This window comes from Chitinophaga caseinilytica (assembly GCF_038396765.1).
Taxonomy (GTDB): Bacteria; Bacteroidota; Bacteroidia; order Chitinophagales; family Chitinophagaceae; genus Chitinophaga; species Chitinophaga caseinilytica.
On sequence record NZ_CP150096.1, the window covers coordinates 892,615 to 908,152 of the forward strand.

A 15,538-nucleotide genomic window follows, 5' to 3' on the forward strand; every position below is an offset into this window, starting at 1 on the left:
CGATCTAATTGCATAGCACAAAGGTAATACCCTCCGGAGGGTATTTTCAAGCGTAATTCTACGCATTTTCCTGCGTGGTTCTCCTGTTTTCAACTTCTTCTGTCATGAAAATGTTATAGAAGCCGGGGTTCCCGGTATCGTGTTTGCGGTATCCTCCCCATCAGCAACACCAAAACCATCATTATGAAAAGCTTATCCATGGCAGGTTTACTGCTGTCCCTCGCCGCCTGTGGCCCCGGTACTTCGCGCTCCGACGAGCATTCTTCTTCGAAAGACACGCTGGGCACGGATTCAGCGGGTATCGTCATGCAGAAAGAGGTGGTGATCCGCCCGCTCAGCGGTTACTTCGTCAACAATACCGTCAAATTCAACAGCGACATTCAGTGCTGGGTCATCAACAATCCCGAAGAAATGAAAAAGGTCTTCGGCGTCGCCAAAACGATGAACAATACGATAGACACCGTCGATTTCAGCCAGAACCTCCTTGCCGCCGTTGTTTTGCGCCCCAGCGAGCTCACCCAGTCGATCGAACTGAAGCGTGTCCTGCAATCGAAAAACGAGCTCATACTGGATTTCATCATCAAGGTGGATACCCCGAAAACCTCCTACACCAAAGCCATGGCCTGGCTCGGCGCCATTCCCAAAACAGAGGCGAAGGAAATCCGTTTCATGATGGGCGACCGCATGCTCCATTCATTCAATGTCGCGGATTTGCCGAAATAGCGGATTTGACAGCATAAAAAAGGCGCAGTCCGGGAGAACTGCGCCTGTAAATATTTGAACGGTTACGCCTAATCGAGACTGGGACGCAGCCATTTTTCGGCTGTTTCCAGGTCCCAACCCTTGCGTTCCGCATAATCCTGCAACTGGTCCCTTTCGATTTTGCCCAGGCCGAAATACTTGGATTGCGGGTTGGCGAAATACCAGCCGCTCACGCTCGCTGCGGGATACATCGCCAGCGATTCGGTAAGCGTAATGCCGGTGGATGCGGTGGCGCCCAGCAGATCGAACAGTTTGTATTTTTCCGTGTGCTCGGGGCAGGCAGGGTAGCCCGGGGCGGGACGGATGCCGAGATATTCTTCGGCGATCAGCTGGTCGTTGGACAGGTGCTCTTCCGTTGCGTAGCCCCAGAATTCTTTCCGCACCCTTTCGTGCAGCAATTCCGTGAACGCTTCGGCGAGGCGGTCTGCCAGCGCCTTCAGCATGATACTGGAATAATCGTCATGCTCTTTTTTGAATTTATCCAGCCACTTTTCGATGCCTTCGCCTGCGGTTACGGCAAATCCACCGATCCAGTCCTGCTTGCCGGTTGCTGCCGGAGCAATGAAGTCGGACAGGTTGATGTTCGGCTGGCCCGGCGCTTTCTTGATCTGCTGCCGGAGAAACTCCAGCGGCACCTGCGCGCCGTCTGGCGAAGTGACCATTACGGTATCCAGTCCATTGGAATTGGCGGGGAAAAGGCCGATCACGGCGCGGGCGGTGAGCCACTTTTCGTCGATGATCTTTTTCAGCATGGCCTGCGCATCGTTATACAAATCGGAGGCTTGCTGGCCTACCACTTCATCTTTCAGGATGGCGGGGAATTTCCCGTGCAGTTCCCAGGCGATGAAGAACGGGTTCCAGTCGATGTACTGTGCGATTTCGCCCAGGTCGTAGTGCTGGAATTCGTGGATCCCGGGCTGAACGGGCTTCACGGGCGTGAAAGCGTTCCAGTCGATGGGAACTTTGTTGGCCCTTGCGTCTGCCAGTGTGAGATACTGTTTGACGGGCTTTTTATTCCTGAATTGTTCGTTGAGTTTATGGTATTCCTGTTTTACTTCCGACAGGAAGTTTTTGTGCAGCGATTTGTTGAGCAGGTTGCCGGTTACGGTTACGCTGCGCGAAGCATCGAGCACATGTACCACGCCGTTATCGTATTCCGGCGCGATCTTCACGGCCGTGTGCGTGCGGGAAGTGGTGGCGCCGCCGATGAGGAGCGGGATGTCGAAGTTCTGGCGTTTCAGTTCGCGGGCGATGTGGACCATTTCGTCGAGGCTCGGCGTGATGAGACCGCTGAGCCCGATGATATCCACATTTTCGTCGCGAGCGGCCTGGAGGATTTTCTCCGCCGGTACCATTACGCCGAGGTCGATGATGTCGTAGCCGTTACAGCCGAGCACCACGCCCACGATGTTTTTGCCGATATCATGCACGTCTCCCTTCACGGTGGCGAGGAGGATTTTACCTGCGGATTTAACCACGCCGCCGTTTTCGGCAACATATTTCGCTTTTTCCTCTTCGATGAAAGGGGTGAGGACGGCCACGGATTTTTTCATCACGCGGGCGCTTTTCACGACCTGCGGGAGGAACATTTTTCCGGAACCGAACAGGTCGCCGACGATGTTCATGCCATCCATGAGCGGCCCTTCGATCACTTCCAGCGGACGGGGATATTTCTGACGGGCTTCTTCCGTATCGGCTTCGATATAATCGGTGATGCCGTTTACCAGCGCATGGCTCAGTCTTTCTTCTACCGTTCCTTTGCGCCAGGTTTCATCTTTTTCGATCACTTTCCCTTTCGCCTTCACGGTGTCTGCGTAGGCGATGAGCCTTTCGGTAGCATCGTCTCTGCGGTTGAGGATGGCGTCTTCCACCAGTTCGCGCATTTCCGGGTTGATCTCGTCATAGATCTGGATCATCCCGGCGTTCACAATCCCCATGTCCAGGCCGGCCTGGATGGCGTAGTAGAGGAACACGGAGTGCATGGCTTCGCGCATCACGTCGTTTCCGCGGAACGAGAACGATACGTTGGAAACGCCGCCGCTGATTTTGGCGAGCGGCATGCGCTGTTTGATCTGGCGGCAGGCTTCGATGAAGTCTACGGCATAGTTATTATGTTCTTCGATGCCGGTGGCGATGGCGAAGATGTTGGGGTCGAAGATAATGTCTTGCGGGTCGAAGCCTACGCGGTCTACCAGGATGTCGTACGCACGCTGGCAGATGGTTACGCGTTTTTCGAGCGTATCTGCCTGGCCGTTTTCATCGAAGGCCATTACGACAACGGATGCGCCGTAGCTTTGGCAGATGATGGCCTGGTCGATGAATTTCTCCTCGCCTTCCTTGAGGGAGATGGAGTTCACGATACATTTGCCCTGGAGGCATTTGAGGCCGGCTTCGATCACGGAGAACTTGCTGGAGTCGATCATCACCGGGATGCGGGAGATGTCTGGCTCGGAGGCAAGGAGATTGAGGAAGGTGGTCATGGCCTTTTCGCCGTCGAGCAGCGCATCGTCCATGTTCACATCGATGATCTGCGCGCCGCTTTCCACCTGTTGGCGGGCAACGGAGAGCGCTTCTTCGTATAGTCCTTCGCGTATGAGCCGTGCGAATTTCTTGGAGCCGGTAACGTTGGTCCTTTCGCCGACGTTGAGGAAGTTGGTTTCCGGTCTAACTACGAGCGGTTCGAGGCCGCTGAGCCGCAGGAATGGCCGGATCGTATGTGTTGTACTCATGGTGGTAGGTCCCCTGTCTTATGCGAGCGTAGCTTCCACGATGGGGAGCGGGCGCGGTGCAATATCTTTTACATGTTGGGCAATATGGCGGATGTGATCGGGCGTAGTGCCGCAGCAGCCACCAACGATATTAACGAATCCATCTTTGGCGAAGTCTTCCAGGATGCAGGCCGTTTCGTGCGGGGTTTCGTCGTATTCCCCGAAGGTGTTGGGGAGGCCGGCGTTGGGGTAGCAGGAAACGTAGCAGTTGGCGATCTGGGAGAGCTCTTCCACATACGGGCGCATCTGGTTGCCGCCGAGGGCGCAGTTGAGGCCGATGGAGAAGGGTTTTGCGTGCATGACGGAGATGTAGAACGCTTCGAGGGTCTGGCCGCTGAGGGTGCGCCCGGAAGCATCCGTGATGGTGCCGGAGATCATGACGGGCAGCTGCGGGCGGCCGGATTCGCGGAAGTATTTCTTGATCGCGAAGATGGCGCCTTTGGCGTTGAGCGTGTCGAAGATGGTTTCGATGAGCAGGATGTCTGCGCCCGCTTCCGTCAATGCTTTGATCTGCTCGTAATATGCGTCTACCACTTCGTCGAAGGTAACGGAACGGAAGCCCGGGTTGTTAACGTCGGGTGAAATGGAGAGCGTTTTGTTGAGGGGACCGATGGCGCCCGCTACGAAGCGGGGTTTTTCGGGATTGCGGGCGGTGAAGTCGTCCGCCGCTTTACGGGCAACTTTCACGGAGGCCGTGTTCATTTCCGCCGCCAGGTGCTGCAGGTCGTAATCGGCCTGGGCGATGACGGTGGCGCTGAAGGTGTTGGTCTCGATAATATCCGCGCCGGCTTCCAGGTATTCGCGATGGATGGCTTCGATGATATCGGGCCGGGTAATGGAGAGGAGCTCGTTATTCCCTTTCACGTCTGAATGGTGACCGGCGAAGCGTTCGCCCCTGTAGTCGGATTCCTGGAGTTTGTATCGCTGGATCATGGTGCCCATGGCACCGTCGATGATGAGGATGCGCTCTGCGGCGCATTGATGCAAAGATTTCATGGCTTGTACGTTTATTAGTTACATTTCAAGATGAAACCCGGGGCCGAACAATAAACAAATCCACCCGCGGGCATTTGCAAAGATAGAAAACTCCCACATAATAAATGAAAGACTGCCGATGCGGCGTCCCCTATCCCATGAAAGTGTTTTTTTGTCCATCATAATCAACTGTATAACAACAACATACATCCAATCCCCCCATTCTTCCCAAAAAATAATTTTGGTTAGTCTATTTAGTCTACTATATTTGTAGGGTAATACAACGAAATCAGAAACGAAGACCAACCATTAAACTCATTGAAGATGTTATTACCAGGAAGAAAAACGGAACCGGACTCGCGCCCCTCGGCGTACTCCTACCACTGCCGTTCGGCAGCTGGCTGCTGTTATATGTGCCGCTGATCGTAACCCACATCAGACCGAAACATATTCAGCAACCGCAAATTCAAACAAATGGACAATAATGACATCCGGCAGCTTAGCCGGCATCTCGCGAAGCTGGGCCTCGAACAGGTTGTAGCCGAGCGCACCGCTTCCGGCGGGGGATTCAGGATCGTGTACGTGAACCCAAACGCTTCTGCCGCGCAGAAACAGGGTAAGCCCCGCCAGCACAAGCAAAAGGTGAATAAATCCTCTTAAGCTGTAGTTGACATAATGCAACAATTGCGTATTCATAACGTGGAATAGTTACCAGAGACAGGTGTTTTCGAACACCTGTATTTTTTTGTGCCTACCCTTCCCAGCAAAAATCTTCCCGCATATGGAATCACCAACACTTCCACGCTGATTTCTCCGGCTGTTAATTTCCTTCCCGGCAATACAATCCCTATCCAGGCCATCCAGCCCGGAACACCGCAACTCCGACCACCCTTCCGCCTCAGCCTGCCCAGGCCAGGCAGCAAACGCTCAGCTTCGTTTCCGGAGAAGCCCCCAGCACCGCGCGCCCGCAAGCCTCGATCGTTGCCCCGGTCGTCAGCACATCATCTACCAGCAACAAATGCGCACCGGTTCCCGGCAACGCGCCACGCCAGCCGTAACCCGCGGAAACGTTCTCCCACCGGTCGATGCGCGACCGCTTCGTTTGCGACTCCGCCGCCACCTGGCGCACGAGCCCCTTCACCAGCCCGGGCATCCCTTCCACGCCGGCGATCCCTTCCGCCAGCGCCTCGGCCTGGTTATAACCGCGCTTCCGCAACTTCGCCGGATGCAGCGGCACCGGCAAAACACCCGTCCATTCCCGGCTCACGCCCAGCTCCCGCAACTGCAATCCCAGCTGCCGGCCCAGGTGCACCGCCACATCGCGGCGCGCACCGTACTTGAACAAATGAATGAGCGATTGCAAACCGGAATGCTGGCTGAACACGTAACCTGCAGAAGCGAATTCCACCGGCACCCGTCCCCAAAGCGATCTTTCAACCGGATTGCCGCGAACGGCATGAAATCCTGAAACCGGCATGCGCATGGAACAGCGCAGGCACAACAGCTGTTCGGACGGCGAAAGATCCCGCCCGCAAAGCTCACAGGCATGCGGATAGAGCAGCTGCAAAAGTGCTCGCAACATAATTGGTGATTTTTGGGTTAACAAATACGCGAAGCGTCCGGTCAGAAGAGCAACCGGTACACTTCGTCCACCCGCCCGAGCGGCACCACTTCGATGTTCATCTTACTGAAATCGAGGCCTTTTTTATTATACCGGGAGATGAATATTTTTTCGAAACCGAGCTTTTCCGCTTCCGCGATCCGCTGCTCGATGCGGTTTACCGCACGGATCTCCCCGCTGAGGCCCACCTCCCCCGCGAAACACACCTTGTGCGAAATGCCCACGTCTTCGTAAGACGATAACAACGCGCAAAGTACCGCCAGGTCGATCGACGGATCCTCGACCCGCAAGCCGCCTGCGATGTTGAGGAATACGTCTTTCACGCCGAAATGGAAGCCGCCGCGTTTTTCCAGCACGGCCAGCAACAGCTGCAGGCGCCGGAGGTCGAAGCCGGTGGCCGTGCGCTGCGGGGTACCGTAAACCGATTGCGTCACCAATGCCTGCACTTCCACGAGCATCGGCCGCAAACCTTCTATGGTGGCTGCGATCGCTACGCCGCTAAGCATATCGTCGCGCTGGGAGATGAGGATTTCCGAAGGGTTGCTCACCTGCCGGAGCCCCGTGCCGGTCATCTCGTAAATGCCGAGTTCGGCCGTGGAGCCGAAGCGGTTTTTGATGGTGCGGAGGATGCGGTATGCATAATGCTGATCGCCTTCGAATTGAAGCACGGTGTCAACGATATGCTCGAGTATTTTGGGCCCTGCAATGGAGCCGTCTTTCGTGATATGTCCGATGAGGAATACCGGCGTGTTGGACTCTTTGGCGAAGCGTTGCATTTCAGCGGCTGTTTCGCGGATTTGCGACACGCTGCCGGGCGCGGATTCGATCAGCGGGGATTGCAGGGTTTGAATGGAATCGATGATGACGAGTTGCGGCTCGAGCTTCCTGATTTCCTGGAAGATCGTTTGCGTGGAGGTTTCCGTCAGCAGGTAAAATTCATCGTTTTGTATCTGCAACCTGTCTGCCCGCATTTTGATCTGCTGTTCGCTTTCTTCTCCGCTGACATACAGTGTGCGCACGCCTTTGAGCAGCAATGCATTTTGCAGGAAAAGGGTGGATTTTCCGATACCTGGCTCACCGCCGACGAGTACGAGCGAACCGGCAACGATGCCGCCGCCGAGCACGCGGTTGAGCTCATTGTCGGGCGTGTGCAGGCGTTTTTCTTCCATGGTTTCCACATCGGAAAGATGGATGGTTTTTGGTGCGCGCGCGTCGTCCGACTTCCAGCCTTGTTGTCTTAGCGGGATCTCTTTTTGTACCTTTTCTTCCACGAATGTGTTCCATTGATTGCACGCCGGACATTTTCCGGTCCATTTCGCTGATTCATATCCGCAGTTCTGACAAAAAAAGCTGTTCTGATTTTGCTCATGGAACAAAATAAAGGGAAAAAAATTGACGGAGGGAAATTCGGATTTGGGTAAAAATGAGAAAAGAGCCAACGGATGATTCCGCTGACTCTTTCTACTTACTAACCCATTAAATTCAGGACTAAATTACTAAATGGGATGAGAATAAAAAAGTTTATTTGATGGATGTTGATAACTTTTAAAGTGTTAATTGTTTTGGCAGTCGGTCGGCTGGAAGCCACTATCGACGCCTATTTCGCTTGCAGTTCAATTTCGGCGGGCGATCATAAATCCTTGATAGCGAGGGACGCTAAAGCGGATAATCACATATGATTTTTTGAATATATTATGAATATTAATTAATTTACATATAACCATGCGAAATCGGTAAATCGCCCGATTTTTACGCCAAACTGTCAGTGTTAAATTTCGGAAAACCGGTAAATCCGGACAAATTCGTCCATCTTTCGGCCGGCTGTCAGCTTCGGGCCGGCTGGTAAGGGATTTGATAGGAAATAAGTACATTTACAAACAGCATTAAATTAAACCAGGACTCAGATGACACCATCAATCATGATAATTTCCCTCGTTTTTGTAGGGATCAGTGCTTTGGTCAGCTGGCGATTGCGGAGCAAGTTCAAGCAATACAGCGAAGTGCCCACCTCTTCGGGGCTGACCGGTAGGGAGATCGCGGAAAAGATGCTCCGCGACAATGGCATCACCGACGTAAAGGTATTATCCGCCGAGGGCTTCCTCAGCGACCACTATAACCCGTCCAACAAGACCGTCAACCTCAGCCCGGACGTATATAATTCGGCCAGCGTGGCCGCAGCTGCGGTGGCCGCCCACGAGTGCGGGCACGCCGTGCAGCACGCTACGGGCTATACCTGGCTGCAGTTCCGGTCCAAAATGGTACCGGCCGTGCAGGTGAGCTCTTACCTGGTGCAGATCGTGCTGATCGCGGGCATCCTGATGGTCAATATCTGGCCGAACCTGCTCCTGCTGGGCATCGGCCTGTTTGCGGTGACCACCGTGTTTTCGGTGGTGACCCTGCCCGTGGAGTTCGACGCTTCCAAGCGCGCCCTTGCGTGGCTGGACGGTGCCGGCATTACCTATAAGAAGGAGCACGACCAGGCGAAGGATGCGCTCTGGTGGGCGGCTATGACCTATGTAGTGGCAGCCGTATCTTCCGTGGTAATTCTATTACAATATTTAATGATATATCTGGGTGCCAGCCGCCGCGATTAAGCTGATTAACATAACAGCAAATGCAGAAGGGCCGGGCAACCGGTCCTTTTTGCTGTACGGAAACCCTTGAAAATCAAGGAAAAAGTAGAATGATTTCAATAACGATACAAATTCTTTATTGAAAATCAATAACTTGCGAAGGCCCTCCCGAAAAAACCCTTCCCATTTGCTGGTTTATATAAAATATCGACTTAGCTTTGCACTCCCATAACTGGGCGAGACTTTAATTTTTATTATCAATAAGCAATGAATACTTTAAGTTTCAAAACAAAATCTGCTAACGACGCTTACGTAAAGCGTGACTGGTACGTTATTGACGCTACCAACCAGACTGTAGGCAGAATGAGCGCCAAAATTGCGGCGATCCTCAGAGGCAAGAACAAGCCTTATTACACTCCTCATACCGATTGCGGCGACAACATCATCGTGATCAACGTTGAGAAAGTGAAATTTACCGGTAACAAACTGAACGACAAGGAATACCTGACCTACTCCGGTTACCCCGGCGGTCAGAAAGCAGAGGTTGCGAAAGACCTGCTGAAACGTCGTCCTGAAGTGGTGATCGAGCGTGCTGTTAAAGGTATGCTGCCGAAAAACCGTCTGGGCCGCGCCATGTACAAGAAACTCTTCGTTTACGCCGGTGCCGAGCATCCGCATACAGCTCAGCAACCGAAGTCTTTAACTTTCTAATATCGCCTGAATAATGGAAAAACAAAAAAATACTATCGGTCGTCGTAAGGAAGCAGTTGCCCGCGTTTATGTGAGCAAAGGTACCGGCACCATCCTGGTGAACGACAAGGACTATAAAACATATTTCGCGCTGATTTACCTGCAGAACCAGGTAGAAGCGCCGATGAAGACCATTGACGCGCTTGACAAGTTCGATGTTAAGGTGAATGCACAGGGTGGTGGCATCAAAGGTCAGGCGGAAGCGGTGAAACTGGGTATTGCGCGCGCACTGTGCGAGATCAACCCTGAGTTCCGTCCTGCGCTGAAAGCTGCAGGCCTGCTGAAACGTGACCCGAGATCAGTAGAACGTAAGAAACCCGGTAAAGCTAAAGCCAGAAGAAGCTTCCAGTTCTCTAAACGTTAATGATTGTATCATTCAATTCTTGAACATCAATTCGACAAAAACAACATGGAAAATAATACTTCATTACAGCAGCAGTTACTGGAAGCCGGTGTACACTTCGGTCACCTGAAGAAGAAGTGGAACCCCAAGATGCTGCCTTATATCTTCGCCGAGAAGAAAGGTATTCACATCATCGACCTGAACAAAACCGTTGAAGGTCTGCAGGAAACAGCCGCTGCGCTGAAATCCATCGCCAAAAGCGGTAAAAAGATCATGTTCGTTGCTACCAAAAAGCAGGCGAAAGAAATCGTAGCCGAAGCTGCCAAGCGCGTAAACATGCCTTATGTTACCGAGCGTTGGCTGGGTGGCATGCTCACCAACTTCGCCACGATCCGCAAGAGCGTGAAGAAGATGCAGAGCATCGAGAAAATGCTGGCAGACGGCACTTTCGACAACATTACCAAGAAAGAGCGCCTGACGCTCTCCCGCGATAAGGACAAAATGGAAAAAGTGCTGGGCGGTATCGCTCAACTGGCACGTGTTCCGGCTGCCCTGTTCATCGTAGACATCAGCCACGAGCATATCGCTATGGCAGAAGCAAAACGTCTCGGTATCTCTACTTTCGGTATGGTTGACACCAACTCCGACCCCACCAAGGTAGACTTCGCAATCCCTGCGAACGACGACGCTACCAAATCCATCGCCATCATCGTTAGCTACATCGCTGCAGCTATCGCCGAAGGTCTGGCTGAGCGCGCCGTAGAGAAAACCGACGAGGTTGAAGAAGAAGAAGCCGACAGCAAAGTTCGCAAGTTCGAACTGGAAGGTGGCGACGAGCGTGGCGAAAGAGGCCGTAAACCTGGTGGTCCTGGTGGCCCGGGTGGTCGCGGTCCTGGTGGCCCCGGCGGTCGTGGTGGTAACAACCGTCCTGGTGGCGGTGGTGGCCGCTCCGGCGGTGGTAACCGTCCTGGTGGCGGTGGTGGCCGCTCTGGCGGTGGTAACCGTCCTGGTGGCGGTGGTGGCGGATTCCGTCCCTCCGGTGCAGGCAGACCCGGTGGCGCTCGCTAAGCACTGACCAAGTCAACATAACTATACGTAAATCGTGAATGACCAAAAATCGTTCACGATTTACGGTTATAAAGATTCCCTGCAAGGGAAATTTCAATAAACGTTAACATATAAACGAATTATATACAATGGCAACAATTACAGCAGCTGATGTAAATAAACTGCGTCAGCAAACCGGAGCCGGTATGATGGATTGCAGAAAAGCACTCGTTGAAACCGATGGCGATTTCGAGAAAGCAATTGATTACCTCCGCAAGAAAGGTCAGAAAGTGGCCGCCCTGCGTTCCGACCGTGAAACCAAAGAAGGTGTTGTAATCGCAAAGACCGCTGCAGACGGTAAATCCGGTGTTGTGGTACTGCTGAGCTGCGAAACCGACTTTGTGGCCAAGAACGAAGATTTCGTAAAATTCGCTCAATCCATCGCTGACCTGGCGCTGGCCAACAATACCCAGACCGTAGAAGAGCTGAACGCAGCTCCCCTCGACGGCGCTACCGTTGCCGACAAGGTGAACGACCAGGTGGCTAAAATCGGTGAGAAAATCACCCTGAGCCGCTTCGAAAGAGTAGATGCCGCCAGCGTAACCGCTTACATCCACGGTAACTACCGTATGGGCGTACTGGTGGGCCTGAGCAAAGCCGTAAACGAGGAAGTAGGTAAAGACATCGCCATGCAGATCGCAGCTATGAATCCCGCAGCTGTAGACGCAGACGGTATCTCCCCCGAAGCCATCGCCCGCGAGAAAGAAATCGCGATCGAGCAGATCAAAGCCGAAGGCAAACCCGCCGAAATGGCCGAGAAAATCGCTGCCGGTAAAATCAACAAATTCCTGAAAGACAGCACCCTGCTGGGTCAGCCTTTCGTGAAGGACGGCAACAAAACCGTAGCCGACCATCTGAAATCAATCGACGCTGAACTGAAGGTTTCCGCCTTCAAACGCGTAGCTTTAGGTTAATCGCTTTTAGCAAAATATAGAGGAGAGAATGAAAATTTCTCTCCTTTTTTTGCCCTTACGATTACAGGGGATAATTTTGAGGCAGATTTGTATATTTAACAAATTCTGCGAATTACTCATAATCATAGTTGACATGTTGCCAAAGTACAAACGAATTCTGCTCAAACTGAGTGGTGAATCTCTGATGGGAGATAGTAATTATGGAATTGACCCGAAGGTAATTGCCCAATATGCACACGATATCAAGTCGGTGACCGACCTGGGCGTCCAGGTGGCCATCGTGATCGGTGGCGGCAATATTTACCGGGGGATGAATGAAGCAGAAACCGGTATTGAGCGGGCACAGGGCGACTATATGGGTATGCTCGCCACCGTGATCAACGGGATGGCAATGCAAAGCGGCCTTGAGAAAGAGGGTATGTATACCCGCTTGCAATCCGCTATCAAGATGGAACAGATCGCCGAGCCCTACATCCGCCGCCGGGCTATCCGCCACCTGGAGAAAGGCCGTGTGGTTATCTTTGGCGCAGGTACCGGTAACCCGTACTTTACGACGGATACCGCAGCTTCCCTCCGCGCGATCGAGATCCAGGCGGACGTGATCCTGAAGGGCACCCGCGTAGATGGTATTTATACCGCAGACCCCGAGAAAGATCCGACCGCTACTAAATTTGAGACCATTACTTTTTCCGAAGTATATCAGAAGTCATTGAATGTCATGGACATGACGGCGTTTACCCTCTGCCAGGAGAACAAATTGCCGATCATCGTATTCGACATGAACAAACCCGGCAACCTGCTCCATGTGATCATGGGCCGGAACGTCGGGACCCTGGTGAAGGGATAGTAAAATATTGACTGGATGCCTCTTAAAGGAGGCGCCGGGAAATTTGTAAGCCGGGAAGCGAAAGCTTTCCGGTTTTTGCTTTTTTGGGGGATTGGGCCGTTTTGGATATGGTTGATGGATTGGGTTACCTCTTAGGTTGTTTTGGTATTCTTGGCTTGGGGGTTCTGATTTAGGAAGGGCGGCCTCGGAGTCGTTGTGAGGCGATGGTTGTGGTTTGGGGTTCCGGGTTTGGGGGTACTGATTTAGTAAGGGGCGGTCTCGGAGTTTTTGAGGAGGCGATGGTTATGTTTTGGGGTACCGGGTTAGGGGTACTGACTTAGAAAGGGCGGTCTCGGAGTCGTTGTGAGGCGATGGTTGTGGTTTGGGGGACCGGGGTTGGGAGTGCTGTTTTAGGAAGGGCGGTCTCGGAGTCGTTGTGAGGCGATGGTTGTGGTTTGGGGTTCCGGGGTCGGGGATACTGATTTAGTAAGGGCGGTCTCGGAGTCTTTGAGGAGGCAATGGTTATGGTTTGGGGTTATGGGATTGGAGATATTAGTTTAGCAAGGGCGGTCTCGGAGTATTTGAAGAGGTGCTGTTTATGGTTTGGGGTTTCTGGGGCGGGGTGATTCTATCAGGGCTTGTCTTCGAGTCCAGATGAAATTCATTGTTTCCGATTTGGGTTATGAGGCTTGGGACTACTGATTTCACCATATGAGGTGCCCCGGAATCACAGCAGGCATCGACCCGAACCAAATGGCGGGGCAGTTATTCAATTAGTCACTGGCGCCCCAGAATTGAAAAATGAAGGCAGCAAGCATATGCAAGCCAGCCGTTATTCATTAAGTGAACAATATGCCCACGGGAGTTGACGATAACTTTGATTATTAACAATCTTTCAGGAAACCGCTACTGAGATTTGGAAAATTCTTTGCTGTGACGCTTTTATAAACAGCCGTTCTATTAGCTTTTTCTGAAAATTATCCTTGGTTTAATGGGCCGGCACATCTGACAAATGGGACAAGCATCGGTAATTCGCAAAGAAAGACTACCCCTACCAAAGTTTGCCTGGAGAGGAATCTCCGGGCATCATTTCATGTGTCCATTAGTAACTGTGTAGATTGAAAACGTTGAAGTATTGTAACATAAAAAGAATAAGGGAAGTACCCCGGGAAGAATCCCAGGGTGGTTGAACATGCAATCGACATTGAATTCAAAAGCAAAATGGCCTGTCTAATTGTTAATGGATCGTTGTACTAATCTGTTTGAATATTTTAATATGGGTTCGTGAAGTAGCCGATCCGCTGTTAAGAAATTTCAGAAGGCCTGGAAAACGGCCAGGGAAGAATCCCCGGCCCCAACATCCATTCTGTTAAACTCTAACCCCAGTTTAAAAAGCAACAAAAATTCATTCACCCAATTTATCCTGTACTTACCGTTTCGTACAAACGAAGCTGCATGATTGATCATCGAAAAATCCGATGACATGCTGCAGGGTGTTTCCGCGCTGCGGTGTGAAAAATGCCTGAAGAAGAATCTCCAGGCCCGTTTGCTCAAGCGAGCGTATGTCGAATCGGTAAGGAGTATCTTTATTGATTGTGTTTCACCTGATCAGGAAGAAAAGGCCCAGAGGATGAATCCCCAGGCCGTGCGTTGTCGAACAAAAAAATCGTTTCCCGCCATCACTGGTACCAACTTGGCTTAATTTCTTTTATATCTATTTGCGGATAATTCCATGCTCTTTCAAGTCGCATCATACAAACTTGCTTGCAGTTTTCGGTTACAATAAACCTCCTGTTCGATTTGCGTCAAGGAAGAAAAAGGCCCCCGAAGAAGAATCCCCAGACCGAGCGTTCTAGAACAAAAAACACGTTGCCAGCTGCCACAGGCGCAAACTTGGCTTAATTTCTTTTATATCTATTTACGGATAAATTCATGCTCTTTCAAGCCGAAGTACACAAGCTTGTTTGCTAATTTCCGTTGCAATAGACTTCCTGTTCGATTTGCAACAAGGGAAGAAAAGGCCCAGAGGATGAATCCACAGGCCGTGCGTTGTCGAACAAAAAAATCGTTTCCCGCCATCACTGGTACCAACTTGGTTCAATTCGTTGTGCATCCCTTTTTGGTTAACTTATGCTCAATTACATTGTATCACACAATATTGTTTACGTATTTTTCTTAATGGTGAACGTGATGTTCGATTTACATCGAAGAAAGAAAAGGCCCAGAGGAAGAATCCCCAGGCCGAGCGTTGTCGAACAAAAAAATCGTTGCCGGCCATCACTGGAACCAACTTGGCTCAATTCGTTTTGCATTCCTTTCGGTTAACTTATGCTCAATCCTATTGCTGCATACAATAATGTTTGCATATTTTGTAAGTGGTGATCGTAATGTTCGATTTCCGTCAAGGAAAAACAAGGCCCCCGAAGAAGAATCCCCAGGCCGAGCGTTCTAGAACAAAAAATACGTCACCAGCAACCACTGGCGCCAACCTGGCGAAATTTTTTATGCATTCCTTTTCGTTTAACTTCTGCTCAACCCCATTACAACACACAATAATATTTGTTTAGTTATGCCTTGGTAAACTTGCCATACCATACGTGGAAAAGAATGAAAATACCCGGGGAAGAATCCCCAGGTAGGAAATCTCATCCAATGAAAATGAATCGATCAACATCTATTTCGTTTCAAGTCAACTTCCGTACTATGCCGCATTCTTCGGCCCAAATTTTTACCATTGAATATGGGAAACTCCACCCAGGGAAGATTCCCCGGGTTTCATTTCATCAAAGTCAAAGAATCAGTATTGCATTTTTACCCACCTATTCCTGCGCGTCGCTGCATTGCCTGATTCACGACATCTTCGCCATATGTGCCGGAGGAAGAATCCCCCAGCCCTTTT

General features: G+C 51.5%; 12 protein-coding genes. 8 read left to right on the top strand and 4 right to left on the bottom strand.

Annotated elements, in window-relative coordinates:
• Positions 1-183: 183 nt before the first annotated feature.
• The gene (locus WJU22_RS03815) at positions 184-723 is read left to right on the top strand and encodes a hypothetical protein (RefSeq protein WP_341841952.1); all 540 of its coding nucleotides are present in this window, start codon (positions 184-186) and stop codon (positions 721-723) included.
• A 68-nt stretch (positions 724-791) separates the two neighbouring features.
• On the opposite strand, the gene metH is transcribed toward WJU22_RS03815, so the two are convergent.
• Complete coding sequence (gene metH, locus WJU22_RS03820; protein WP_341841953.1) at positions 792-3,491, bottom strand: methionine synthase; 2,700 nt, start codon at positions 3,489-3,491, stop codon at positions 792-794.
• 18 nt (positions 3,492-3,509) lie between these two features.
• Positions 3,510-4,526: a homocysteine S-methyltransferase family protein gene (locus tag WJU22_RS03825; RefSeq protein ID WP_341841954.1), complete on the bottom strand. Its 1,017-nt coding sequence runs from the start codon at positions 4,524-4,526 to the stop codon at positions 3,510-3,512.
• A 453-nt stretch (positions 4,527-4,979) separates the two neighbouring features.
• Here WJU22_RS03825 and WJU22_RS03830 point away from each other — a divergent pair, with 453 nt between their 5' ends.
• Positions 4,980-5,165 carry a hypothetical protein gene (locus WJU22_RS03830; protein WP_341841955.1) on the top strand — a complete coding sequence of 62 codons (186 nt, stop codon included), beginning with the start codon at positions 4,980-4,982 and terminating at the stop codon, positions 5,163-5,165.
• A 238-nt stretch (positions 5,166-5,403) separates the two neighbouring features.
• On the opposite strand, the gene WJU22_RS03835 is transcribed toward WJU22_RS03830, so the two are convergent.
• Together WJU22_RS03835 and radA are read right to left on the bottom strand one after the other, a co-directional pair.
• Positions 5,404-6,087, bottom strand: coding sequence for a ComF family protein (locus WJU22_RS03835; RefSeq protein WP_341841956.1), 684 nt, complete (start codon positions 6,085-6,087; stop codon positions 5,404-5,406).
• A 41-nt stretch (positions 6,088-6,128) separates the two neighbouring features.
• Entirely contained in the window at positions 6,129-7,502 is a 1,374-nt protein-coding gene (gene radA / locus WJU22_RS03840) for a DNA repair protein RadA (RefSeq protein WP_341841957.1), read from the bottom strand.
• A 528-nt stretch (positions 7,503-8,030) separates the two neighbouring features.
• On the opposite strand from radA, the gene WJU22_RS03845 reads away from it, so the two are divergent.
• From WJU22_RS03845 to pyrH, 6 genes are all read left to right on the top strand, one after another.
• Positions 8,031-8,720: a zinc metallopeptidase gene (locus tag WJU22_RS03845; RefSeq protein ID WP_341841958.1), complete on the top strand. Its 690-nt coding sequence runs from the start codon at positions 8,031-8,033 to the stop codon at positions 8,718-8,720.
• A gap of 246 nt (positions 8,721-8,966) precedes the next feature.
• On the top strand, positions 8,967-9,410 hold the full coding sequence (gene rplM, locus WJU22_RS03850; RefSeq protein WP_126244656.1) for a 50S ribosomal protein L13: 444 nt from the start codon (positions 8,967-8,969) through the stop codon (positions 9,408-9,410).
• A gap of 13 nt (positions 9,411-9,423) precedes the next feature.
• The gene (gene rpsI, locus WJU22_RS03855) at positions 9,424-9,813 is read left to right on the top strand and encodes a 30S ribosomal protein S9 (RefSeq protein WP_126244658.1); all 390 of its coding nucleotides are present in this window, start codon (positions 9,424-9,426) and stop codon (positions 9,811-9,813) included.
• Between the two features lie 129 nt (positions 9,814-9,942).
• Complete coding sequence (gene rpsB / locus WJU22_RS03860) at positions 9,943-10,860, top strand: 30S ribosomal protein S2 (RefSeq protein WP_341841959.1); 918 nt, start codon at positions 9,943-9,945, stop codon at positions 10,858-10,860.
• A gap of 185 nt (positions 10,861-11,045) precedes the next feature.
• On the top strand, positions 11,046-11,813 hold the full coding sequence (tsf, locus tag WJU22_RS03865) for a translation elongation factor Ts (RefSeq protein WP_341841960.1): 768 nt from the start codon (positions 11,046-11,048) through the stop codon (positions 11,811-11,813).
• 133 nt (positions 11,814-11,946) lie between these two features.
• Positions 11,947-12,660: a UMP kinase gene (pyrH, locus tag WJU22_RS03870; protein ID WP_126244662.1), complete on the top strand. Its 714-nt coding sequence runs from the start codon at positions 11,947-11,949 to the stop codon at positions 12,658-12,660.
• Positions 12,661-15,538 lie beyond the last annotated feature (2,878 nt).